The sequence below is a fragment of the Streptomyces sp. NPDC007164 genome, assembly GCF_040634135.1.
Classification (GTDB): domain Bacteria; phylum Actinomycetota; class Actinomycetes; order Streptomycetales; family Streptomycetaceae; genus Streptomyces; species Streptomyces sanglieri.
On sequence record NZ_JBEYFB010000054.1, the window covers coordinates 1 to 22,702 of the forward strand.

Genomic DNA, 22,702 nt, shown 5'->3' on the forward strand with positions numbered 1-22,702 from the left:
TGGAACGGCTCCAGCGTGAGGTGCGGGACGTTGCGCCGGGGGTCGCTGCTGTACGGATCCACGTTGATCCGGCCGGCCAGGATCGGCACCGGGAGAGCCCCATGAGTAGCGTCGAAGACCGACAGTGCGGGTCCGTCGAACGCTGAACCGTGCGACAGGTCGTCCAGGTGCCCGCGGGCGTCGTTCCGGTGGCTGTCCGTGCACCACTCCGGGCACGTCTCCACGATCTGGCCGCCGGTCTGGATGCGCCGCAGCCACGTGCGCGGGGAAGTGGGTGGGGCCTGCTCGGAGGTGGGGGCGGGGACTGCGGGGGCGTCATGCAGTACAGTCATGGATGAACCTGTCTGAGAGTTGGGTTCGACTGGTCAGCGGGTGGCGACCCGCTTTGATCTTCAGGCCGGATGGTGGCGACCGTCCGGCCTTCTTGTTGCTCGGGTTTACCCGAAGCAACACACGAACCGTATCGCGATTTGTGAATGGTTGCTAGCGGCTCTGATGAAGCAAACGAGAAGGCGCCCCAACCCGGCCTGGGTTGGGGCGCCTTGTGTGCAGGTCAGAAGTCGTATCGCAGTGCGTACAGATGGCCGGCCTTTGCCATTGTCGTAACCTCGATGATCCTGTCATCGGTGCTGTAGACGACGCGGAACGTCCGCAGAACCGCGATTTGGCGCGGCAGTTGCAGCGCCTCGTACTCCTCGGTGGTCGCCTCCTCGGCCGTCACTTGGTCGACGGTGTGAAGCGGCGGGTGCCCCAGCTCGGCAAGCAGCGTGGGCGTACCGCCCTTGATCTTCGCCTTGCCCGTCATTGCCGTACCTTGGACCAGCTCCAGGGGGTAGTACGAGTGCACCAGCTCGCACGGCTCGTCACCGAAGGAGAGGAGTTGCTTTCGGAGTACGGCCGCTCCTGTCTCGCCGAGATCGAGAGCTGCGCAGACGTCTGCAGGCGGTCGAACCTCAGCTACATCCAAGATCTGAATCTTCGGCTGCAGGCCGCTCGCCTCGGCCTCCGTGATCCATCGGTACGGCTGGCCGGGCTCGGCCGGCTTCGAGTATGCGGCCGGAGTCAACGGCTGGCGTCGAGCCTCAAGCACAGTGACGGCCGAGCCGGCTCGGCCCTCGACCAAGCCCTCCTCCTTCAGCATCGTCACGGCCTTCTGGATGCTGGCGCTTGACGCACCGAACCGCTCCTTGAGCTGCTCGGTGCTCGGCAGCTTGCCGCCCGACGGCAGGTCGCCGGCAAGGATCTGTCGGCGCAAGTCGGTAGCGATCCGCTCGTGGAGGGGCCGAGGGTCGACCGCGTTCTTGGGAGTTCGGTTCATCGCGGGCATCTCAGCTCACCTTCATTTCGTATCGGAGCCGCCTGAGCTTGGCGGGGGCGACCATCACGTCGGCCTGGATCGGGCGGTTGGAGCTGTCGAGCGTGAGTCGCTCGATGACGACGACTGGGTCGCGCTCGGACAGGCTGAGCTGTATCCGCTCGATCTCAGTCGCCGGGCGGGCTGTGACGTCCTCGATGACTCGCGCCGGGGTGTGGCCCAGCTGGGCAAGGTAGGTGACCGCACCCCCCTTGATTTTTCGGGGATCGGCGAGGGGTGTACCCCTTGCGATGTGTGGTGGGTAGTAGGTGTTGGCGAGCTCAACCGCGTCGTCGTCGGCGTAGATGATGCGCCTCCGCGCGATGACGTACTCGCCTTCTGTGAGCCCGAAGGCGCCCGCAATCGCTGACGGTGGCGCGGCCTCGCCGGCGTATGCGAGCTTCTGTCGTCCCTGTGTCGCCTGGCTGGCCGCCTCTTCTGTCCAGGCGTCCACCGCGCCGACAGGGCGTGGGGTGATGTAGTCCGCCGAGGTGCTGACCCACTCGTTGTCGCTGGCCACTAGCCGCTCCGTCTCCTTCTCCGTAGTACGAACCTAGCTGGTTATCACGATAAGCGGGCAGGTCAGGCATCCGAACGTCGCGAGAAGCTTGCTGCTTTTTAGAAATAGCAGTACAGTCGAGAACGTCAAGCCGACCCCAACTCGGATTGGAGGACGCCGCGATGGCGCTTCCCGTAAAGCTGCCGACGCTGTCCGTCAAGGAAGCGGCCACCGCCCTGGACGTGCACCCGTCGACGATCTATCGGTGGGTGGACGAAGGCGAGATCTCTGCCGTCCGCTACGGCAAGAGCCCCAGCGAGGGCAGCAAGAAGCGAGGCGGAGAGATCCGCATTCCCGAGCACGTCATCGCCGATCGGATGCGCCGCGGTCCGGTTGCTGAGCTTTCCGAGGCGGCGTGATGGGTGAGTGCGCCGACTGCGGCAAGGACAAGGGGCGCAAGCTCCGAAGGGGGCGATGCGGTCGGTGCTACAACCGCTTCCTCAGGAGCGCCAAAGCGGCGGGGACTTTCGAGCCGATCAAGTCCGGCACCCCTCTGGCGGAGCGGCTCTACAGCAAGGCTGTCACTGCCCCCAACGGTTGCCTGCTCTGGACCGGTTATGTCGGCGTCAACGGCTACGGCTACATCGGGGAGGGGAGCCGCAAGATGACCACTCACCGGGCCTCCTACGAGCTCCACTTCGGAAGCGTCCCGGAGGGGCTCGTGCTTGATCACACATGCCACAACCGGGATGAATCCTGCCCTGGTGGCGCGTGCGTCCATCACCGCTGCATAAACCCCCATCACCTCGAAGCGGTGACCCAGGCCGAGAACGTCCACAGGTCGCACAAGTCGCCCAGCGCCTTGCAGGCTCGACAGACGCACTGCAAGAACGGCCACCCCTTCGACGAGGTGAATACGTACTACTCGCCTGCCGGATCGCGCGTCTGCCGGGAGTGTCGACGCCGCCAGCGCCCTCCGCTGGAGATCGCTAACCCTTGCGGATACGTGAGCGAGTCAGGAAAGTCCTGCACCCGTGTCTCTGGCCACGACGGGCGTCACAATCACGATCCACGCCGCGCGAAGTTGAACCCCACAACAGCAGACGGGCCGGACACCGCGACTCCTACATCGCAGGCCGGCCCTGACCACCAGGATCTTTGAGAGGACCCCTGATGGATGCCGCAAAGCTTACCCGCGCCACCATGGCGCCGATCGCTCCCACCGTGCTGCAGTCCCCGGCCGATGTCGCCGCCCACGAGGCCGCGTCCTACGTGCGGACTATCCGCCGCGACGATTCCGACCGGGACGCGAGCGAGGCCCTGCGTCTCACCGCCGCGTCTGTCGAGGTGGCGGCATGACCACCAAGCACTCGCACAAGCCGAACTTCGGCAAGAAGGTCGACGGCTGTCCCCGCTGCGACGAGCTCAAGGCCGGCGCCGAACCGGTCAGCTGGAACGTCCGGCATGAGGTCCGTCTCGACGAGCAGCGGCGACGCTCCATTGACGCCCACTTCGCCGCCAACGGCCCCCACGTCCGCGGCGAATGCGGCCCCGTCTGCACCTTCGGGGACTGGTAGTCGTGGCTGACCAGCCGACCACTCCCCGCGAGAGCAGCATCCTTGCCGAGCCCGCGACTCCCACCGCTTGCCGCCGTGACTACGAGGCCGGTGCAGACGTCCGAGCCACCGTCGACCGGCAGCAGGCCCGCGCACAGCGCTAACCCCCTCTTACCGCCGCGACCGCGGCTCTCCACCACACCCCAAACCACGCAGAAGGGCACCACCATGTCTCTTTCCAACGCCGACCTGGCCACCGTCTCCGACCTCGCTGCCCGCCGCCGGGCCACCACCACCGTCGCCCAGGCCGAGGCGCTTGCGGCGCAGGTCGTCGACACCGACCGGCTCGCCGTGTCCCTGCTCGACGAGTTCCGGGCCGCATGGTCGGTCGGCGACCACGACCAGATGACGGCCGTGATCCTCGCCGCGATCGACCTCGACCAGACCACGCCCGGTGAGCCCCGCCTCATGGACGAGATCCGCGGCCTCAACACCCCCGCTGCGGCCTGAACTTCCGAAGCCTCCGCCGCCATCAGCAGCAACTGACCCGAAAGGAATCGAATGTTTGGCAAGCCCGGATCCGCGACCGCCGAGACCGAGACCTACGAGACCATCCGCCTCACCGCCGATGTGGTGGCCATGACGCCGGATGGCCGCGTGCTGCTGATCGAGCGGGGCTGGCCACCGCACGAAGGCGCGTGGGCGCTGCCCGGCGGCCACGTCGACCCCGGCGAGGACAGTCTCGCGGCTGCAGCCCGCGAACTGGCCGAGGAGACCGGCGTCCAGGTCGACGCGGAACAGCTGCGCCGGATCGGTGCTTGGGACACTCCCGGCCGCGACCCGCGCGGCCGGTACGTGACCGTCGCTTACGCCGTCGAGGTCCCCGAAGACACCATCGCCCAGGCCGGGGACGACGCAGCAGCCGTGCGCTGGTGGCCCCTGGACGCCCTGCCGCCGTTGGCGTTCGACCACGCAGACATCATCCGCACCGCCATCGACGGCATCTGACCCGAAGGAGCCCCACATGAAGCGCAGCGACGCGATCAAGTTCCACACCGAGGAGGCTGCCGCCCTCGACCGGCTCGCGGCCGCAGCCCCGGGAACGCCGGGCGGCCGCCAGTGCGCCTCCCTTGCCCGTGACCACCGCTCCATGGCCGACGCAGCCCGCGTCGGCGACTACGACACCGACCTGGAGGACTGACCATGACCACCGCCGCCCCGATCACCGCCGAAATGATCCTCGCCGACTACGCCACCGGCATCGCGTTCGTCGCCGAGGAGGAGCCCGCCACCACCGTCTCCGACTTCACCTACCAGCTGGAAGTGGCCTCCGAGAACTTCGAGGCCGCCGGGATCAACGGCGGTGACGAGCTTGAGGCCGGCGGTCAGTACCTCGCCGACGCCAACACGGCCACGGACGACACCACACGCGCCGTCCTCCTCGGCAAGGCCGCCGAGTACCTCGCCCGCGCCAACGACATGGCCGACGAGTACCGGCTCATGGTCTGACCGCCCATCACCGGGGTCCGGCCGCCGAGCCGACAGACGGCCGGACCCCACACCACCCCATCCGAAAGGACCACGTTCATGAGCACGCAGACCGAGACCACTGCCTGGCACAAGGGCACCCTCGCCCGCTACCTCACCGACGCGGGCAAGGCGTTGACCGACCCGACCATCACCGTCGACCTCGGCGGGGATCCCGGCACCGGCTACATCACCGGGGTCTGCCGGGGATGCGAGACCACCTTCGGGGACAGCACCTACATCTCCCGCGACTTGGGCACGGGACGCCGCTGGGCGCAGGAGCACGCCGAGAAGTGCCGCGCTATGCCGAAGCCGACCGCCTGACCCAGCCCGCCCTGTCGTCCCCAACCCCACGGCTGGTGGCGGCAGAGAGGCCCGGACCACCCGGACCCGCACCACTCGACCACTACCGAGAGGACCGCCATGGACCGCACGGACACCAATCTCGACAGCGCGCTTACCCACACCGTCTCGGAGATCAGCCGCACCGACACGAAGGCGGGACTTCTGCTCACGCTCGATGGACTGCTCGTCGCGGCGCTGAGCTTCCTGGGCACAGACATCGACGGCCTGGCCCTGGTGCTTGCCGTGGTTGGCTCGGTCGCCCTGGTCGGCGGAGTGGTCCTGGCCCTGCTGGTCATCCGCCCCCGCCTCGCGGCCCCCGGCCAGATCGTCAGCGACCGGGCCCACTTCGGCTTCTACGCCACGGCGGAGCTCGCTGAGATCGCCGATGCCCTGACCGGTGACCGCCGCCTGGCCCGACTCCAGGCCTTGAGCCGGATCGCTCTCCGCAAGATGGCCCAGCTCCGACGCTCCGGCGACGCCTCGCTGGTCGCGGTCATGGCCATCGGCGCCGCGATCCTCACCCGCTGAGTACCTGACCGCATCCAACACCGCATCGACTGGGAGCTCCGATGAGCCACCTGCCCCGCCCCGTCGCCGACCTGATCCGTCTCTGGCGCGACCTCGCCCTCCGCCCGCGCGAGGTGCTTCTCACCCGCAGCCACCACCAGTGGCGCGGTGCCGGCTTCATCGCCCTCGTCGCTGTCCTCGTCGTCACCGGAGCGCCCGGCTTTCCGGCCGGCGCCTTGCTCCCCGCGCTCCTGTTCGCCGGCCCCAGTTGGGTCCTTGACCTGGTCGGCACTTCCGCCCACGGGCTGTGGCAGTCCGGGCGGATCTGGCAGGGCGTCGAGTGCGAGTGCTGCGGCGGTGACCCCGATGACGGCGACGACGACACCGAACCGGACGACCCCGGCGACGACGGCGGTCTTGCCCGCGACATCGAGAACTGGCTCAAGAGCCAGCCCACCCCCACCGCCTGAACCGAAAGGACCAGCACCGTGACGACCAGCCCGCCCCAGGTGAACGGCCACGACCGTACCGCCGTACCCGTTATCCGGGACTGGCGGAGCGCGTTCAATGTCCCGTCGGTCGAACAGCCGGTCGTCGAGCTAGCCCCGGAACCCCAGCCCGAACTGACTGCCCCCGCCGTTGACCTCGTCGCCCAGGCCGAAGCCGACGCGATCCGCACACGGGTATACGCAGAGGCGGAGGAGCAGCGCATCAAGGCCGAGGCCGAAGCCGACGCCCTGAAGATCAAGGCGGGCGAGGAAGCCCGCAAGCTCAAGCTCGCCAACGACAAGGCCGCGGCACGTGCCGCTGAGGAGCAGGCCGCCCGCGACGCCCGGATCGCCGAGTCCAACCGGAAGCGCGAGGAAGCCAACCGGGCCACGGCGAAGGCCCGGCAGGCAGAAAGGGAGGACCAGGAGGCTGCGGCAGTCGTAGCCAAAGAGGTTGCGGTCGCCGACGACAAGTGGCGCTCCTACGCCCTGTGGTTCTACCGCGTCTGCGCCGTCGTTGCGATGCCTGTCCAGATCGCCGCGTTCTACAACCCGCGCGCCCTGTGGCTGATGGTCGCACCGGTGATGCTCGAAGGCGGCGCCTGGGTCGTACAGAAAGGCGCCGCCTCAGCGGTGGCCAACGGGCGGCCGTCCTGGCACTACCGGCTGATCGCCTGGCTGCTCGCCTTCATCGCCGCAGGAATCAACCTCTGGCACGGTCTTGCCGCGTTCGACCCCGCCACCGCAATGGGCACCGCGTTCGCGTCTCTCGCCGGCCCCGGCGTGTGGGACCTCCACGAGAACGGCCGCATCCGCAAGCGCGATGGGGTGCTGACCCGCCGGGAGCGGAAGGCGCTGAAGAAGGCCGCGAAGGCCGAGGCCGAAGAGCAGGCAGCTGCGGAGAAGCGTGACGCGGAGCGCCAGGCATACCGCGAGAAGGCTGCGCGGGAGTCGGCCGAGGGTCTCGACAAGCTCCGCGCCGAAGAGTTCCCGGAGGTCTACCGCCACGCCAAGCGGCTGGCCGCCGACCTCGGCGAGCAGACCATCACCGAGTCCATCTGGAAGCGCGCCAAGCTCGACGTCGACGGCGCCCTGCCAGGTGAATCTGCGGAGGTTCTCCGCATGCGGAACGCAGCCGAGATGAGGGTCGAAGCGGCCCGCCAAAAGAAGCCCGTCAACGCCCTCAACAAGACCGCAAACGCGCAGCGTGCATCGCAAATGCCCCCCTCGAAGGGCCGCCGCGTCTACAACCCTCCCGCGCGCCCCGGAAAGCGACGCCCTGGCGACACCGCGAAGTACGTGAATGCGGCCCGCAAGCAGGCCGCCATCACCGCCAAGCGCGCCGCCGACAACACCTGACCGCACGAGCTGACCGAGCGGGCCGAGATGGCCCGTGACGACGACGAGATCCTGGAGGACGACAAGTGAGCAGCAGCGTTTACAACTGGGCCGATGACGAGACCGGGCGGGGTGTCCCCCGCCAGCACGCGCAGGGCGGCGGCGAGCCGTCGTTCCCCGGGCCGCAGCCGGCGCGGTCGGAGGGCCGTCAGGCTCCGGCGCAGCCGTCGGGGCCGACGGGGCCGGGTCGCGGTGCGCGGGTCGCAGGTGCGGCGGGGGCCGCGGCCGGCGGTTTCGTCGGCGGGCTGGGCAGTTCACTCGTCCCGCCGGTCACCGTGAACATCGGAGGTGGCGGTGACCAGAACGGTAACGGTGGCGGCACCGTCGGGCCGGCCGGAGTCGGGAAGGCGGGCGGAGCAGTCCCCGGGTCGGACTTCATGTCGAACGAGGACATCCGCGCGTACTGCGAGCACTACCGGAAGAAGGCCCGGAACCTCGCCACCGAGATGGCCATGGACGCCGACCACCTGGAGGCCGTCCTCCGCACCATCCCCGACACGTCCGGGAGCCGTAGCGGATCCCGCGCCCGCGCCCGCCGGGTCACCCGGTGGCTGAAGAAGTCTGCTGCCGCACAGAAGGCGCAGCAGAAGTACTTCGCCAGCCTCTACGGGACGTTCGAGCGGGAATTCGAGTCCGAGCTCCGGACGATCGGCAAGGGCCGCCGAGCCCAGCCGAAGGCCCGCCAGCCCTTCGGCTGGCGCTGACGCCACCCACGCAACCACCACTGACAAGGAGAACCCCCATGAAGCAGACATGGACCGCCACCACCATCGCGGAGGCCATCAACCTCCTCGACGCGGCGTCGAAGCAGCTCGAAGCCCAGACGCTGGCCCTGGAGCCCGCCAGCTTCAGCGCCCGCAAGGACATTGAGCGCGCCACGCAGATCCACCTCGCGATCGAGTTCGACCTCACCGACCTCATTCAGCAGACAGCCGACAAGCACGCCGCCCGACAGAGCTGAACTCCCACACCCACCCAGAACAGGAGCACATCCCGTGGCTGACAGCCCGAAGGCCGACCTGTGGAAGGCCACCAAGCACCCCCGCATGAGGCCCTGGCTGGCTGTCGCCGCCGAGGTCCCCGCCACCTTCGCCGCCCACCACTACTGGGGCGACTCCGTACCCGCCGCGATCGGCCTCACCGTCGCAGCCGGCGTACTGACCGCCGCCACGTGGTGGGCGGGGGAGGGCACCAAGACCGGCCGCCGAATCCACGCCACCCTGTCCACCGCGCTCGGTACCACGTACCTCGTCATCGGCACGGTCACGGGACCGGTCGAGCCCGCCATGGCGTCCGTGCTCGTCATCGGCGGGGCCGTGGCCGCCGGGTCGTGGAACATTCGACAGGCGCTGCGCGTCAACGTCGACCCGCAGAAGGAAGGCGGCGCGGTCGAAACGGGCATCCTCGTGAAGTCCATCGGCAACGCTAAGGCTGCACTGCGCGGCCAGCCGAAGGTCGAGCCGAACAAGGTCACAGCGCCGCTCAAGCTGGACGGCATCACCAATGACGAACTCGGCAACCGGCTCAAGGAGATCGCCGTCGAGTTGGGCATCGCTCCCACGAGCGCACGTCTCCAGCCCGACCCTGAGCGAGCCGATCACACCAACCTCGTGATCGTCCCCCAAGACATGCTGAAGACCAGTGTGGTCTGGCCCGGCCCGTCCAACCCTGGCGGCAGCATCACGGATCCGATCGCCATCGGCATCTACGAGGACGGTCAGGAGGCTGTCCTGTGGTTCCCCTACGACGATCAGACCAAGCGCAATGGCACCCATTTCCTGGCCGCTGGGATGAACGGCTCCGCGAAGTCCACGGGCATCTCCGTCGCCATGACCGAGGTTCTGACGAAGCCTGATGTCATCGTGTGGGGCGTCGACCCGTCGAAGGGCATGCAAACGTTCGCGGCGTTCCTGCCCTACATGGACTGGGTGGAGATGACGGAGGCGGGCGGCAACAACATGATCGACGCCCTGTCGCAGGTCATCACCGCCCGCGCCAACACCCTTGGCCAGCACGGCTTCAAGAACTGGACTCCCGCCGCCTTCGAAAAGCTCGGCATGCCGTACATGATCGTGTGGATCGAGGAAGCCGCGAAGTTCTTCCGGAACGGCACCGAGATGGAAGGCCTCGTCATGGAGGCTCGATCCGCCGGAATCAGCGTCATCATCAGCCTTCAGCGACCTTCCTCTACCTCGATGCCGACGGACGTTCGCGAGCAGCTTGGCGGTGTGCTGTGCTTCGGCGTCAAGGGCTCCACCACCGCCGACATGGCACTGCCCGACGATGTGCGCGACGCCGGTGCTCGCCCCGAAGCATGGGAGAACCGCAAACCCGGATACGCCTACCTCGTGGCCCCCGGCGTGGAGGAGGAGCGCTACGCCGTCCCGCTGCGCACCTACATGATCGACGACGACCAGATCAGCGGGACGCTCGCAGTCACAACGCGCGCCGATGTCGACCCAATTACTGCCGCCGCTGCCGGTGAGGCATATGCCAACCGGACCCGGTACGACGCTGACGCCGCACCGGCCAGCAATGACACCACCGGACAGGAGACCATCGTCATGTCGAAGGACGAGACTGAAGCCGCCGAGAAGGCGTTGATCGAGAAGCAAGTCGACCGGGAGATCGAGGCCATGGTTGGCGACGACCCCGACGACGACGGGTTCGTACCCGACGTGGACGCAGAGCAGGAGATCCCGGCCGTGGGGGAGACGTGGTCATTCGGGCAGCAGCAGGCTGCGGTGCGTGAGCAGACGCCGGAGGCCGGCATGGACTCGCTGATGGCCATGCTCGGAGAGTTCCGCGCCGAGGAGCGCGAGTTCATCGGGCCGAAGGACTTTGGGCCGTTCGGCAAGGGGGAGCGCATCGGAAGGTCCCGTGCGTGGGTGTCAGAAGCCCTCGGGGACCTGTCAGATGCCGGGATTCACCTGTCAGAAACCGATCAGGCGGGCGTCTACCGGCTGCTGTACCCGGAAATGGCCGAGGTCTGACACCGGGGGTGTCAGCGCTGACACCCCCTCTGACCTGCGGTGACACCGGCTGACACCCCAAAATGCATGATCAAGAGTCAGTTTCGGGTGTCAGGCCCCCTCCGGAGGGCCGATCTCTATAGGTCATGCGCGTGCGCGCGCGTGACCGCCCTCCGGGTGACACCTCAATCTGACACTGGAGACAAACCGATGAAATCGCCCGAAACGGACGGCTCGCGAGCCAAGGTCTTAGCCGCAGCCTTCCGGACCTGGACCACCGTCGACAACGACCCCGAACCCGCCGTCGCACGCCTCGAAATCCGCTACCCGCCCGACTGGGCCTTCGCATCCACCAACAGCATCACCGCCCGGCAGCAGAAGCGGCTCCTGGACTTCCTGCGGGACGACCTCGCCGAGAACCGGCCCGGCTACTCGACTCCGGAACGCGCCGCCCGGGTCATCGCAGGGCTCCTCGCTGAACTCGTGGCCGCCGGACAGACCCACATCACGACCGCGGACCTCGCCCAGGCCGCCCCACGCATCGGACGCTCCCGCACCTGGATCGCCGAGCACATCACCGAACTGGTCGACGCCGGACAGCTCATTGAGACCCGCCGCGTCGGCACCTTCCGAATCGCCTAGCCAGCCGAGGAGATGAATGCGCCTGCTCAGCCTGATCCCGAAGCTTGCTCGTCACGCCGACCCTACTGATCACGCGGACGTGATCGAGCCCGACGCAACTGAAGAATCCACCGCATACCTGATCGTTAAAAGGCGGGCGCCCCTCGCGGTCGCGTCTACCCCCGCCGAAGCGCGACAAGCAATCCGTATCGACCACGATGGAACCGACGGACGCTGGGGATCCCACTTTTTCACGATCGTCTCTGATCACTGCGGGTGTGGACTGACTGAAGCCCAGCTAGCCCGCCTCAATGGTCATGGGACTTGGGCGGTTGGCACACCGAACGACCCCTACTGGCTCGTCGTGCCTGTTCCCGCCGCTGAGCTTCGCATCCTCGACACCTTCCGCAACGCCTAAAGGAGACCAATCGTCATGTCGCTGCCCGAGCCGTACCAGCAGCAGACCCAGGCCGGGCAGACCACCTCTGACAAGCCCGCCGAGTCCGCCAACGACCAAGCCCAGAAGCTCATCAGTGCCGTCAACGAGGCACTGGCGGCCCAACAGGCCACGTCCTACCGCGATGACACTCCGCTCCCTGCCGTCGGCACCGCGGCGCCGGTACCCCAGCCCGGCCGGCCCCCGATGAGCCAGCGGGCCACGGATGCCAGCGCGTTGATGCTGTCTGGGGGAGTCACGACCGCACTCGTCGGCGGTACCGCGTCGCTCGTGATGGTGGCATCCGGGAGCGCGGACCCCGTCGTGTGCGCCATCGTCGTCGGCGCTCCTACTGCGCTCGTCCTCGCGCTGGGCCGCCTCGTCGGGCGAGCCAAAGCCGCCGTCGAGTCCGCGCCGCCCACGCACCACCACCACTACAACGAGCCCGTCACCCAGGACCATCGCAGCACCCACACCCAGACCCGCGGCGTGTGGGCCAAGACCAACAACCAGCAGGCCCCCCGATAGGAGACCCCGATGGGGCGCTGCTGACGGACGGCTGACCGCTCACCGCACGGCTGGGCCCCGGACTTCACGGTCCGGGGTTCAGTAATGTCCCGCACCGTTGCCTGCTGACCGGGTGGCTGGGACTGTGGTCGCGTGGTCGATACTCACTCGCGCGGGTACGAGGCAGCCGCCCGCTGGATGTTCTGGTCAGGCATCGCCCTGTTCCTGCTCGGGTCGGCCACTCTTGGGGTTGCGAGGACAGATGGTGCTCGAACGTGGGAATGTGCCCCGGACTGCCGACTTGTGGAGAGCGCGGCATGGGAGACCGTCAGAACGGTGGGTGCGGGGGGCGCGGCGCTGGGAGCGCTGCTCTGGGCTGCGGCCATCCTGATGGTTCTCCGCCGACGGCGGACTCCACCCGCGATAGGACCCACCGACAGTTCAGCGTCATAGAACTTCACTGCGCGGCAGGGCCCCAGACCTCATCAGCCGGGGCTTTCGCTGTGGCCCTCGCCAGCCACCGCTCCGTCCCCGTGCTGCGCGTCGGCGGCAGGAGTGGCCGCAGGCTGAATGCGACACACATGCGGGCCAGTTCGGCGGCACATTCCTCCTGGGAATCCGCCTGCACCATGAAGACCGTCGACATGACGCCAGTCTGGCGGACGGAGCGTCAGGAATGCAGCCAAACCGCCTGTCCCGCTTGACACGCGACGCACACCGAAGTGATGATCTGTCCCAATAGAACTTCTGTCGCAAGGGCCACCCATTCTGGGCGGCCCTTCGCCGTTTTACGAGGAGGTCAGCGTGCCTCTGGTACTCGTCACCGCCACCGACGCCGCCTACTACACGGGCCGGCCGGTCGGCACGATCTGGCGCTGGGCATCCGAAGGCCGCATCGCCCGGTACGGAACCGGCAAGGCCGTCCGCTACAACCTTGCCCAACTGCCCCGTAAGACCGTCGACGACTGGACTGGTGAGGTCACCCTCGGCGACCCGCCAGCACTACCTGAAGGTGCCCGTGCTGCCTGACCCCAGACCGCCCCGCCAGCCGTGACAGAGGGACCGGCGGCGGGACAGCAACGTGATCCAGGAGGACGTCATGCCGACCAGCGACGCCGAGGGCAAGGGCTGGTCCCTCGCGCGGTTCGAGCGGTACCTGCCGAGTACCGTGTGCGACATCGGACCTGGAGACGGCACCTACGCACGGCTCTTCCGGCCAGCCCACAAGGGCGTCTGGTGGACCGCCATCGAGATCCACAAGCCCTACGTGGCCAAGTACAAGCTGAAGTCGACGAAGACGCGCAGCATGTACGACGAGATCCACGTCGAGGACGCGCGTGAGTCCGAGGCGCACTTCTTCCACCGGGACCTCGTCATCTGCGGCGACATCCTGGAGCACATGCCGCGCGAAGACGCCGTCGCTCTGCTGCGGCGGATCGAGCAGGCCGGCGCGTGGCACATCCTCGTGTCCGTGCCGATCGTCGAGTCCGTACAGGGTGAGGTCGACGGCAACTCGCACGAAGCCCACATCCACCAGTGGGATGCGGACGACATGTGGCAGGTCCTGACCGCCCTCGGCGGCCGAGTCGAGTACGAGTACGGCAACACGCTCGGCGTGTGGTGGTGGAGCCGGCGCCCCTGAACACCCCCGCCGCACAGCGAGAGCTAGGAGCCCGCGCCATGGCCCGCCTGCAGATCCTCGAACTTCCCACCGTCTACCGAGAGAACGGCGAAGAAGAGACGCCGTTCGTGCTCGTCATCGACCAGACCGCACCGCAACGCATCGCCCTCGGAGTCGACACACCGTGGCGTGACTACTGGCAGGACATCGCCAATAGAGTCGGCGCTCGCGCCGCGATCGTCACCCCCGAGATCATCGACATTCCTGGGAACGAGGTCACCCTGACCGAGGCGGCCGACGGCAACGTCGTCCGGATCCGCGTTGAACCTGACCTCGCCGGCTTCCGCGAGCAGGTCCTGGCCGAAGTGGCCCAGGCCCAAGCGGAGGCGCGGGCGTTTCTCAAGTGAGTGGGGGCTGGAAGAACTCCGGCCGGGTGAAAAGACTCCCGCCCGGGTGGCGAAAAATCCGGGCCCGCATTCTTGAACGCGATCCCATCTGCAAGATCTGCGACGTCCGACCATCCGCGTTCTGCGACCACATCGTCGCCATGCGCGATGACCACAGCGAAGCCGGGTTGCAGGGCGTTTGTGGACTGTGCCATGACCAGAAGAGTGCACGCGAAGGTGCAGCGGCGGCGAAGGCCAAGGGCTACCCCACGCGGAAACGGCCGGCCGAACAACACCCAGGGATCAAGGAGTAGGCCATGCCCCGCTACCTGATCACCTACCCCAAAGGTCAAGGCGAGGACATCCTCGTCGAAGACGCGCGCCTGGAACTCAGGCTCGCACAGGGGTGGGCCGTACTGGATGACCAGCACGGTGTGTGCCTTGCTGTGCCCTCACATGCAGGAGCGACCATCACCCGCATCAACGAGCCTGACGACGAGCGGGCAGAGGGCTGACCCACAAGGCCAGGAGGCAGGCCGCGGTCGGCCGGCACGGAGGAGGTCGATGGGTGAGCGCGACCAGCACACTGCATGTCCAGTGTCCCGAGTGCGACCTGCTCATCCCGATCGTCACGCGGATGCGCACCGCGACCAGTACATGCGATCACCTCATGATCCGGGTCGAGTCCGACTACACCGACGTCTGGGCCCATTCCTGGACCCACAGCGATCCCTGAGACTCGCGGCCGGCTGCTCGGCCGGCCCGGACCCGGGGGGATATCCCCCTCCCCGTGATCACAGCCATCGGGGCCGTATAGCACCCGGGAATCGCTACGGGTTTCCTAGGCCCCTTCCCCCCGCTCGCCGTCCGCCCTGGAGGCGGCTGGCGCGGCTTATGTCATCTGCCCCGTGCGCCCTGGTGGCGCACCTTGACCCTGGAGGTCGTCATGGGCACTCGTGGACCCATCCCCAAGCGGAGCGAGGAGCGGCGCCGCGCCAACAAGGTCGATGGCCCGGACCTGGCCAAGGCCCTGTCGGGAGCGCCAGCCGATCTGCCTGACCTGCCGGAGCCGGATGGCAACTGGCATGAGATTGCGACCGACTGGTACCTCTCGCTGCGCGAGTCTGGTCAGGCCGCGTTCTATCAGCCGTCGGACTGGGCGATGGCCCGGTATGCGGCGGAGCTGATGTCGCGGGGCCTGAAGTCGGATCGGCCGCCGAACGGGCAGTACGTTGCCGCGCTGAACAGCGTCATGGCGTCGCTGCTGACGACGGAGGGCGACCGCCGCCGCGCACGGATCGAGCTGGAGCGGAGGCAGCCGGCCACGAAGGTGCCCGCCTCCGTGACGGCGATCGCCGACTACCAGTCCCGCATCGGTGGCTGACGAGGGAGTCCCCGAGGTCGTCACTCCGTTCGTCCTGGGCCCGACGTGGCGCCGCGGGGCGGACAGCCGGTTCGTGCTCCCGGAGTACACGCTGGGCTGGCACGCGCTGGCGTGGACGTCCACGTACCTGCAGCACTACGTCGGGGCACCGTGGCGGTACACGCCAGAGCAGGCGCGGCTGACGCTGTGGTGGTACGCGATGGATCCGGTCACGAACCGGTTCCTGTGGCGTGATGGTGTGATTCAGCGCCTGAAGGGCTGGGGCAAGGACCCGCTCATCGCAACCTGGTCGACCTTCGAGTTCGTCGGCCCCTGCCGTTTCGACGAGGTGGCCGACGAGGGCAACGAGTGGGGCGTCCCGGCCGGGCAGCCATTGGGGCAGCAGCACCCGGCGGCGTGGGTGCAGATCGCGGCTGTGTCGCAGGACCAGACCCGGAACACGATGACCTTGTTTCCGTCGATCCTGACGAAGCGGGCGATCGAGGAGTACCGGATCGATCTCGGCAAGGAGATCATCTACGCCGACAAGGGGCGGGCCCGGATCGAGGCCGTCACGAGCTCGCCCCGCGCGCTGGAGGGCGGCCGCCCGACGGCGGTGAACTTGGGGGAGACGCACCACTGGCTGTCAGCGAATGGCGGGCACGAAATGGCCGCGGTCATCGAGCGCAACGCGACGAAGTCGGCGGACGGGCAGTCCCGCACGCTGGCGAACACGAACGCCTACGAGCCCGGCGAGGACTCGGTGGCGGAGCGGACCAGGGAGGCGTTCGAGTCGGCCGAGGCCGGCCGCAGCGCTGACACGGGCCTGTTCTACGACAGCCTGGAGGCTCCGGCCGAAGCCAAGCTCACAGAAGCGTGGATTGCGCCGACCTTGCGCGCCGTGCGCGGCGACTCGACGTGGTTGGACATCGATCGGTTGAAGGCGTCGATCCTCGACGTCCGGAACCCGCCGAGCCGGTCCCGTCGCTTCTGGTTCAACCAGATCACCGCGGCCGAAGACGCCTACCTGGCGCCTTACGAGTGGGACGCCTGTCCGCACGAGGGGATCGAACTCCAGCCGGGGGACCAGCTAGTGCTGTTCTTCGACGGTTCGAAGTCGGACGACGCGACGGGCCTGGTGGCCTGTCGGCTGTCGGACGGCCAAGTGCAGACGATCGGGGTCTGGCAGCGGCCAGCGAACTGGCCGGAGGGCGTGCCCTGGAGGGTGCCGCGCGAGGAGGTTGACGGGACGGTGGATCTGGCATTCGCCACGTACAAGCCGATCGCGTTCTTCGCCGACCCGGGCTCCGGGTTCGACGAGGCGGACGGGGAACGGTACTGGGACGGCTACATCGACGCCTGGGCCCAGCGGTACGGCCGCCGCCTGAAGCTGAAGGCCGTAGCGAGTGGCCACGGCCAGCACGCTGTCATGTGGGACATGCGCGACCGGCGCCGTCAGCAGACATTCACGGAGGCTGTCGACCGGTTCTACCGGGACGTTTTGGAGCGCCAGCTCACGCACGACGGCCACAAGGTGCTCCGGCAGCACATCGCGAACGCACGGCGCCGCACGAATGCGTGGGGCTACACGATCGGTAAGGAGCACCGCGAGTCGGCCCGGAAGGTCGACCTTGCCGTGTGCGCAATCGGGGCCCGGATGCTCCGGCGCATGGTCATGAACTCAACGGCGTGGTCGAAGCGGTCGGCGGCGCGCGGCAAGGGGCGGGTGGTGGTGCTGCGATGACGAATCCCACGCTGCCCCTGATCGGACTGTCGGACGATGAGCGGCAGATCCTGACGATGCTGCGGTCCGATCTGCTGTCGCAGCGATTCAAGCTGGAACTGTTCGACGCGTACTTCAACGGCGAGCAACTGGTGCGAGACCTGGGCATCTCGATCCCGCCACAGCTGAAGGGCTTGCACACGGTCATCGGCTGGCCGCGGATCGGCGTCGAGGCGCTGGAGCAGCGACTGGACCTGGAGGCCTTCCGCTGGGCCGACGGATCGGACTCCTCGGACCTGGACGAGATCGTGGAGGCGAACGACTGGCTCGACGAGGCATCGCTCGCGCATCTGGACGCGCTGACCTACGGCCGTGAGTACGTGGTCGCCGGGTCAAGCGATGGCGGGGACGCGCCGCCATTGGTGACGTTCGAGTCCCCTCTGGACATGACGCTGGACTGGGATGCACGGCGCCGTGAGCCGCGGTCCGCCCTGCGGGAATGCCAGGCTGACCGACTCGACTACGGCCTCGCGCCGGACGATCGCCTCGTCACCCTCTATCTGCCCGACCAGACCATCCAGGCAGTCGAGGTCGACGGCGGCTGGGAGGTCATCGACCGGGACGAGCACAAGCTCGGCAGGGTGTTGGCTCTGCGGATGGCGAACCGCCAGCGCACCGCAGACCGGGTCGGTAAGAGCGAGATCACGCCCGAGGTCATGTCCATCACGGATGCGGCCTGCCGCCGTCTGATGGGCATGGAGGTGGCTGCGGAGTTCTTCGGGGCGCCGCAGCGGTACATCCTCGGCGCGTCGGAGTCAGCTTTCCAGGACGCGGAGGGCAACGCCAAGTCGGCCTGGGAGACGTACATCGGCCGTGTGCTGGCGCTGGAGCGGGACGAGGACGGAGCGGTACCGACCGTCGGCCAGTTCACGGCCCATGACCCGTCTGGCCAGACCAAAATCATCGACCTGTACGCCCGGATCATGGCGACGCAGCTGGGGCTGCCGCCGCACATGCTGGGCTACACCAGCGACAACCCGGCGAGCGCGGACGCGATCCGCAGCTCGGAGGGGATGCTGGTGAAGAAGGCCGAGCGGCGAATACGGCGCTTCGGGGCGACGCATCGTGAGGCGATGCGGCTGGCTCTGTGGGTGCGTGACGGCACCCCGCCGGACAAGTCGCGCCGGATCGAGGCGGTGTGGCGGAATCCGGCGACACCGACGCTGGCCGCCCAGACGGATGCCGCGGTCAAGATGGTCCAAGCTGGGCTCCTTCCCGCTGACAGCGATGTGGCGCTAGAGATGGCCGGCCTCACCGAGGACCAGCGACAGCGAGTGTCGGCCGAGCGGCGGCGGGCTCAGGGGCGGCAGCTCTTGGCCTCTTTGACGGCGGCAGGCGGCGATGTGCAGCCTGCTGCGGACCCGGAGGCCGGCGGTGGCGACGAGGGTCTCTGACGGCGGCGCCGCAGCGGACGGGCATCGTCGGGCACAGCAGGGCCTGACCCGGATGCTGACGCGCGACATGCGCAGTCTTCGGCGGCTCATCATCCCGTCGAGGCTGCAGGCCTCGGTGCCTGACTGGATCCTTGCTGTAAGGGCGCTGGTCGACCAGTACGGGTCGGCGTCGGCGTCGCTGGCGGCGGACTACTACGAGGCTGAGCGTGTGGCGGCTGCGGTGACGGGCCGGTTCACGGTTCCGTTGCTGGATCCGCCACCGGACGAGCAGGTCGACACCAGCCTGCGGTGGGCGACCAAGGACATCTGGGAGCGGGATACGGACAATCCCGCGACCACAGACGCCCAGCGCGAGCCGCTATGGGCCCGCCTCGACCAGGCCGAGAAGAAGGCCGAGGCAGTCGTGCAGAAGCTGGTCACCGACCAAGGCAGGGGCACGGTCCGGGAGGCGGTGCGCCAGGATCGGCAGGCCACCGCGTGGGCTCGCGCGGCATCGCTCGGAGCGTGCGCGTTCTGCAAACTCCTTGCGACCCGCGGCGCGGTCTACAAGCAGGAAACGGCGAACTCCCGGTCGCACGACGGATGCCATTGCGGCGTCGTCCCGGTGTTCCGGGGGCAGCGGTTCGAGCTGTCCGATCACGCACGTGAGTGGGAGCGGCTGTACCGCGAGTTCGCGGCGCCTCACTCAGGCGACCAGCTGAGGCGGTTCCGCCAGGCTCTCGCCGATCACGGGCATCTGCCCGCTCTGTAATCCCACGGCCGCCCTGGAGGTGGCCTTTCTCAGCCCCAGGAGGGCGACCAAGTCATGCCCGAAGAGACCGAGACCGAGCAGGTAGAGCAGCAGCCGGAGGAGACCGAGACCGCTCCGAAGGCGGAGGTCACCAGGGCGGACCCGTGGTCCGATCCGGAGGCGGCGCGCAAGGAGATCGAGAAGCTCCGCAAGGAGTCCGCCTCGTACCGGACGAAGGCCAAGGAGCTTGAGCCCCTCGCCAAGAGGGCGCAGGAGCTAGAGGACGCACAGAAGTCGGAGGCCGAGCGTCTTGGTGAGCAGCTCACGGCCGCACAGGGGCGTGCCGTAAAGGCAGTCCGGACGGCGGTTGCCTCGAAGGTCGAGGCGCTGGCTGCGAAGGACTTTGCAGATCCGGAGGACGCTGCGGGTGCCCTCGATCTCGCCGCCTATGTGGACGACGACGGCGCCATCGACTCCGAAGCCATCAAACGCGACCTCGCCGACCTGCTGAAGCGGAAGCCGCACTGGGCGCGACCGGACGAGGGCCCGCGCTCGCCCCGGCCGGACCGCACGCAGGGTTCCTCGGGCAATGGCAATCGCACATCTTCCGATCCAGGCGACATCTTCGCCGGACTCATGCATAGGGCCCTGACGGGCCACTGAGAGAGGTAGTCCTCCATGGTTGCAACAGCCCCCATCAAGCTGAGTGATGTCGATGCGACGTTCCTCCCGCCCACGCTGACCGGACCGATCTTTGAGAAGTCGGTAGAGTCCAGCGCAGTCATGAGCCTCGCCCGCCGGGTGCCGCTCAGCATGTCGGCGAACACGGCGGTGCCTGTGCCGCTGGATGTTCCGACGGCCGACTGGGTTGACCAGGCCGGCCGGAAGCCGCTGGGTACCGGCGGGGTCGACATCAAGCAGATGTCCGGCAAGAAGATCGCCGTTCTTATCCCTGTGGCAATGGAGGTCGTGCAGTCGAATGCCGCTGGTCTCTGGACGCAGCTGCAGCAGGATCTCCCGACGGCGTTCTCCCGGGCATTTGACCGGGCCACGATCCATGGCAAGACGATGAAGGGTGCGACCGGCCCCTTTGCCGACTATCTGGCGATGACCTCGAAGTCGGTTGCTCTCGGCACAGCTTCGCAGGCCACCGGCGGCATCTGGAAGGACGTCGTCGACGGCATGGAGCAGATCGTCGACGATGACTGGGACTACACCGGTACCGTCGCCGACCACCGCCTGAAGCCGAAGCTTCTCGGCGCGACCGACACCACGGGCCGGCCGATCCTGGTAGATACCACGGTGCCGGGCACCGGCGCGGCTCTGGCGGGCACTCTGGTCGGCGAGCCGATCGCGTACTCGCGGTCGGTGTCGGGCAAGGTGCGCCGCCAGTCGACGTCGACGGACACGGGTTTGCGGGCGATCGGTGGCGACTGGTCGCAGACGGCGTTCGGCGTCGGCATGGATATCACGGTGAAGATCAGCCGTGAGGCGACGTACATCGACGAGGACGGCGGCGTCCACTCGGCGTTCCAGGAGAACCTGGTGTTGCTGCTCGCGGAGGCCTACTACGGCTTCGTGCTCGGCGACCCGGAGGCGTTCGTCAAGTTCGTCGGCGCCCCGGCGGGTTCCTGATGGCGGGCCGCCCGGTCTCCGCGCCGGGCAGGGCGGCCAAGCCCCTCCGGATCGTCGCCCGCGTCCACGCGATGCCCCCGCGGCACAACGCGGGGGCGGAGCACATGCTCGTGTCGATGTTGCGTCCCCTGGTGGATCGCGGTCACGACGTGTCCGTGTGGCTGTCGAGGTACACGGACGACCGCGAGGTGTATGACTACGAGGGCGTCCGCGTCGTGCCGATGGCGGCCCGGGTCGACTTCGGCGAGGCGGCACGCAAGGCCAACGTGCTCGTGTCGCATCTGGAGAACGTCCCGGCAACGTCCGCGCTCGCGCGGGGATTCAGCCGACCGTTCGTGGCGGTGGTGCACAACACGCACCGGCCATCGTTCCGGCACATGGCGGCGGGCGGCACTGCGCTTGCGGTCTACAACTCGGACTGGATGGAACGCGAAGCCGAGCTCTATTTCGCAGAGGTTCCTGAGGCGATCCGTCCGGCGTCGAGCCTGATCGTGCGGCCGCCTGTCTTCGCCGGTGACTACCTTGCCGCGCCCGGCGACTGCATCACCCTGATCAACTGCAACGAGGACAAGGGCGGCGATCTGTTCTGGCGGATTGCGGCCCGCATGCCGCACCAGAAGTTCCTCGGCGTGCGCGGCGCCTACGGGGTGCAGGTGGAACCGCCGGCGCCGCTGCCGAACTTGGAATACATCGGCCACGTGCCGGGCGATGAGATGGCGGAGCGGGTGTACTCACGGACGCGGGTGCTACTAATGCCGTCCCGGTATGAGTCGTGGGGCCGCACGGGGGTGGAAGCCATGGCGTCGGGCATCCCTGTGACGGCTCATCCGACGCCCGGCTTGTGCGAGTCGCTCGGCGAGGCCGGGATCTTCGCCGACCGGGATGACCTGGATGCCTGGCTGGTGACTCTGGAGCGGCTGCTGAAGCCGACCGAGTGGCGGGCGGCATCGAAGCGGGCCAAGGCCCGCTCGAAGGCACTCAATCCGACGGCCGAGCTGACTGCCTGGTGCGATGCGATTGAAGATCTGGGAGGCAGCCGTGGCGTTCGTGGCACCAACCGCCGAGCAGCTGGGGCTGTATCTCGGGCTGCCTGAGATCGATGGCGACCGCGCTGATCTGCTGATTCAGCAGGCGATCGCGCTGTGCGAGACGGTCGTCAAGCCCTTGCCGGATCAGGCGACTGCGGTCGTTCTGTCGGTGGCCGGGCGCGCCTACGTCAATCCGCAGCAGGTGTCCTACGAGACGATCGGCCCGATGTCGGTCCAGCGGCCGACTGGGTCGGGTGGCCTGTACCTGACGAAGGCCGACAAGGCGGCGCTCAAGTCGTTGGCTGGCCGCGGCGGCGCGTTCACTGTCGATCCGACGCCGGGCACCGCTGATCCGTCGCCGACATGGCCGATCGATGTGGAGGTCGGGCCCGGCCTGGAGTACGAGCCGGGTTGGGGGTGGGTGTGAGTGCCCGCCCCGTACCCGTATGGGGAGACAATCGTCCGCCTCCGCCGGGGCCCATCGCCGGGTCGTGACGGGCGCGGGCAACCGATCCCTGGGCCGCTCGTCGAGACGTCCATTCCCGGCTGCGT

General features: G+C 68.1%; 34 protein-coding genes. 31 read left to right on the forward strand and 3 right to left on the reverse strand.

Annotation, left to right across the window (positions count from 1 at the left end; all coding sequences use genetic code 11):
- The 3 genes from ABZ622_RS36040 to ABZ622_RS36050 form a co-directional block, all read right to left on the reverse strand.
- Positions 1 to 332: hypothetical protein (locus ABZ622_RS36040; RefSeq protein WP_360550640.1), on the reverse strand; the 332-nt coding region annotated here is incomplete at its 3' end.
- A 221-nt stretch (positions 333 to 553) separates the two neighbouring features.
- Positions 554 to 1,327: a GntR family transcriptional regulator gene (locus tag ABZ622_RS36045; RefSeq protein ID WP_360550642.1), complete on the reverse strand. Its 774-nt coding sequence runs from the start codon at positions 1,325 to 1,327 to the stop codon at positions 554 to 556.
- Position 1,328: 1 nt separating this feature from the next.
- Positions 1,329 to 1,874, reverse strand: coding sequence for a UTRA domain-containing protein (locus ABZ622_RS36050; protein WP_360550644.1), 546 nt, complete (start codon positions 1,872 to 1,874; stop codon positions 1,329 to 1,331).
- Between the two features lie 161 nt (positions 1,875 to 2,035).
- On the opposite strand from ABZ622_RS36050, the gene ABZ622_RS36055 reads away from it, so the two are divergent.
- From ABZ622_RS36055 to ABZ622_RS36205, 31 genes are all read left to right on the forward strand, one after another.
- Positions 2,036 to 2,272 (forward strand): helix-turn-helix domain-containing protein, encoded by a 237-nt coding sequence (locus ABZ622_RS36055; protein ID WP_360550646.1) that lies wholly within the window; start codon positions 2,036 to 2,038, stop codon positions 2,270 to 2,272.
- Positions 2,273 to 2,517: 245 nt separating this feature from the next.
- The gene (locus tag ABZ622_RS36060; protein ID WP_360550748.1) at positions 2,518 to 3,015 is read left to right on the forward strand and encodes an HNH endonuclease; all 498 of its coding nucleotides are present in this window, start codon (positions 2,518 to 2,520) and stop codon (positions 3,013 to 3,015) included.
- A gap of 11 nt (positions 3,016 to 3,026) precedes the next feature.
- Positions 3,027 to 3,212, forward strand: a complete 186-nt coding sequence (locus tag ABZ622_RS36065) for a hypothetical protein (RefSeq protein ID WP_360550648.1) — start codon at positions 3,027 to 3,029, stop codon at positions 3,210 to 3,212.
- Complete coding sequence (locus ABZ622_RS36070) at positions 3,209 to 3,430, forward strand: hypothetical protein (RefSeq protein WP_360550650.1); 222 nt, start codon at positions 3,209 to 3,211, stop codon at positions 3,428 to 3,430. Before ABZ622_RS36065 ends, ABZ622_RS36070 begins: the two co-directional genes overlap by 4 nt.
- Before the next feature lie 207 nt (positions 3,431 to 3,637).
- Positions 3,638 to 3,919 carry a hypothetical protein gene (locus ABZ622_RS36075; RefSeq protein WP_360550652.1) on the forward strand — a complete coding sequence of 94 codons (282 nt, stop codon included), beginning with the start codon at positions 3,638 to 3,640 and terminating at the stop codon, positions 3,917 to 3,919.
- Between the two features lie 51 nt (positions 3,920 to 3,970).
- Complete coding sequence (locus ABZ622_RS36080) at positions 3,971 to 4,417, forward strand: NUDIX hydrolase (RefSeq protein WP_360550654.1); 447 nt, start codon at positions 3,971 to 3,973, stop codon at positions 4,415 to 4,417.
- Positions 4,418 to 4,433: 16 nt separating this feature from the next.
- On the forward strand, positions 4,434 to 4,610 hold the full coding sequence (locus tag ABZ622_RS36085) for a hypothetical protein (protein ID WP_360550656.1): 177 nt from the start codon (positions 4,434 to 4,436) through the stop codon (positions 4,608 to 4,610).
- A 2-nt stretch (positions 4,611 to 4,612) separates the two neighbouring features.
- Positions 4,613 to 4,918 carry a hypothetical protein gene (locus tag ABZ622_RS36090; protein WP_360550658.1) on the forward strand — a complete coding sequence of 102 codons (306 nt, stop codon included), beginning with the start codon at positions 4,613 to 4,615 and terminating at the stop codon, positions 4,916 to 4,918.
- Positions 4,919 to 4,996: 78 nt separating this feature from the next.
- On the forward strand, positions 4,997 to 5,260 hold the full coding sequence (locus tag ABZ622_RS36095) for a hypothetical protein (protein WP_360550660.1): 264 nt from the start codon (positions 4,997 to 4,999) through the stop codon (positions 5,258 to 5,260).
- Between the two features lie 99 nt (positions 5,261 to 5,359).
- Positions 5,360 to 5,809, forward strand: a complete 450-nt coding sequence (locus ABZ622_RS36100) for a Pycsar system effector family protein (protein ID WP_360550662.1) — start codon at positions 5,360 to 5,362, stop codon at positions 5,807 to 5,809.
- Between the two features lie 41 nt (positions 5,810 to 5,850).
- A complete protein-coding gene (locus ABZ622_RS36105; RefSeq protein ID WP_360550664.1) occupies positions 5,851 to 6,258 on the forward strand; it encodes a hypothetical protein in 408 nt (135 codons plus the stop codon).
- Positions 6,259 to 6,297: 39 nt separating this feature from the next.
- Positions 6,298 to 7,635: a hypothetical protein gene (locus ABZ622_RS36110; RefSeq protein ID WP_360550666.1), complete on the forward strand. Its 1,338-nt coding sequence runs from the start codon at positions 6,298 to 6,300 to the stop codon at positions 7,633 to 7,635.
- Positions 7,636 to 7,700: 65 nt separating this feature from the next.
- The gene (gene traA / locus ABZ622_RS36115; RefSeq protein WP_360550668.1) at positions 7,701 to 8,378 is read left to right on the forward strand and encodes a plasmid transfer protein TraA; all 678 of its coding nucleotides are present in this window, start codon (positions 7,701 to 7,703) and stop codon (positions 8,376 to 8,378) included.
- Between the two features lie 38 nt (positions 8,379 to 8,416).
- Positions 8,417 to 8,635 carry a hypothetical protein gene (locus ABZ622_RS36120; RefSeq protein WP_360550670.1) on the forward strand — a complete coding sequence of 73 codons (219 nt, stop codon included), beginning with the start codon at positions 8,417 to 8,419 and terminating at the stop codon, positions 8,633 to 8,635.
- A 34-nt stretch (positions 8,636 to 8,669) separates the two neighbouring features.
- Positions 8,670 to 10,667, forward strand: a complete 1,998-nt coding sequence (gene traB / locus ABZ622_RS36125) for a plasmid transfer protein TraB (RefSeq protein ID WP_360550672.1) — start codon at positions 8,670 to 8,672, stop codon at positions 10,665 to 10,667.
- A gap of 189 nt (positions 10,668 to 10,856) precedes the next feature.
- Positions 10,857 to 11,288 (forward strand): hypothetical protein, encoded by a 432-nt coding sequence (locus ABZ622_RS36130; RefSeq protein WP_360550674.1) that lies wholly within the window; start codon positions 10,857 to 10,859, stop codon positions 11,286 to 11,288.
- A 16-nt stretch (positions 11,289 to 11,304) separates the two neighbouring features.
- Entirely contained in the window at positions 11,305 to 11,685 is a 381-nt protein-coding gene (locus ABZ622_RS36135) for a hypothetical protein (RefSeq protein WP_360550676.1), read from the forward strand.
- 15 nt (positions 11,686 to 11,700) lie between these two features.
- On the forward strand, positions 11,701 to 12,231 hold the full coding sequence (locus ABZ622_RS36140) for a hypothetical protein (protein ID WP_360550678.1): 531 nt from the start codon (positions 11,701 to 11,703) through the stop codon (positions 12,229 to 12,231).
- Between the two features lie 783 nt (positions 12,232 to 13,014).
- Positions 13,015 to 13,239, forward strand: coding sequence for a helix-turn-helix domain-containing protein (locus ABZ622_RS36145; RefSeq protein WP_360550680.1), 225 nt, complete (start codon positions 13,015 to 13,017; stop codon positions 13,237 to 13,239).
- 70 nt (positions 13,240 to 13,309) lie between these two features.
- Positions 13,310 to 13,852 (forward strand): class I SAM-dependent methyltransferase, encoded by a 543-nt coding sequence (locus ABZ622_RS36150; RefSeq protein ID WP_360550682.1) that lies wholly within the window; start codon positions 13,310 to 13,312, stop codon positions 13,850 to 13,852.
- A gap of 38 nt (positions 13,853 to 13,890) precedes the next feature.
- Positions 13,891 to 14,238: a hypothetical protein gene (locus tag ABZ622_RS36155; RefSeq protein WP_360550684.1), complete on the forward strand. Its 348-nt coding sequence runs from the start codon at positions 13,891 to 13,893 to the stop codon at positions 14,236 to 14,238.
- Between the two features lie 296 nt (positions 14,239 to 14,534).
- Positions 14,535 to 14,732, forward strand: a complete 198-nt coding sequence (locus tag ABZ622_RS36160) for a hypothetical protein (RefSeq protein ID WP_360550686.1) — start codon at positions 14,535 to 14,537, stop codon at positions 14,730 to 14,732.
- 53 nt (positions 14,733 to 14,785) lie between these two features.
- On the forward strand, positions 14,786 to 14,953 hold the full coding sequence (locus ABZ622_RS36165) for a hypothetical protein (protein WP_360550688.1): 168 nt from the start codon (positions 14,786 to 14,788) through the stop codon (positions 14,951 to 14,953).
- 192 nt (positions 14,954 to 15,145) lie between these two features.
- Positions 15,146 to 15,601, forward strand: a complete 456-nt coding sequence (locus tag ABZ622_RS36170; protein ID WP_360550690.1) for a hypothetical protein — start codon at positions 15,146 to 15,148, stop codon at positions 15,599 to 15,601.
- A 73-nt stretch (positions 15,602 to 15,674) separates the two neighbouring features.
- The gene (locus ABZ622_RS36175; protein WP_360550692.1) at positions 15,675 to 17,324 is read left to right on the forward strand and encodes a terminase; all 1,650 of its coding nucleotides are present in this window, start codon (positions 15,675 to 15,677) and stop codon (positions 17,322 to 17,324) included.
- A complete protein-coding gene (locus ABZ622_RS36180; protein WP_360550694.1) occupies positions 17,270 to 18,757 on the forward strand; it encodes a phage portal protein in 1,488 nt (495 codons plus the stop codon). Before ABZ622_RS36175 ends, ABZ622_RS36180 begins: the two co-directional genes overlap by 55 nt.
- Positions 18,738 to 19,508: a hypothetical protein gene (locus ABZ622_RS36185; protein WP_360550696.1), complete on the forward strand. Its 771-nt coding sequence runs from the start codon at positions 18,738 to 18,740 to the stop codon at positions 19,506 to 19,508. The genes ABZ622_RS36180 and ABZ622_RS36185 overlap by 20 nt, the downstream gene beginning before the upstream one ends.
- 54 nt (positions 19,509 to 19,562) lie before the next feature.
- Entirely contained in the window at positions 19,563 to 20,150 is a 588-nt protein-coding gene (locus tag ABZ622_RS36190) for a hypothetical protein (RefSeq protein ID WP_360550698.1), read from the forward strand.
- 15 nt (positions 20,151 to 20,165) lie between these two features.
- Positions 20,166 to 21,122 (forward strand): phage major capsid protein, encoded by a 957-nt coding sequence (locus ABZ622_RS36195; protein WP_326768860.1) that lies wholly within the window; start codon positions 20,166 to 20,168, stop codon positions 21,120 to 21,122.
- A gap of 116 nt (positions 21,123 to 21,238) precedes the next feature.
- On the forward strand, positions 21,239 to 22,216 hold the full coding sequence (locus ABZ622_RS36200; RefSeq protein WP_360550700.1) for a glycosyltransferase family 4 protein: 978 nt from the start codon (positions 21,239 to 21,241) through the stop codon (positions 22,214 to 22,216).
- On the forward strand, positions 22,161 to 22,577 hold the full coding sequence (locus ABZ622_RS36205; protein ID WP_360550702.1) for a hypothetical protein: 417 nt from the start codon (positions 22,161 to 22,163) through the stop codon (positions 22,575 to 22,577). The genes ABZ622_RS36200 and ABZ622_RS36205 overlap by 56 nt, the downstream gene beginning before the upstream one ends.
- Positions 22,578 to 22,702 lie beyond the last annotated feature (125 nt).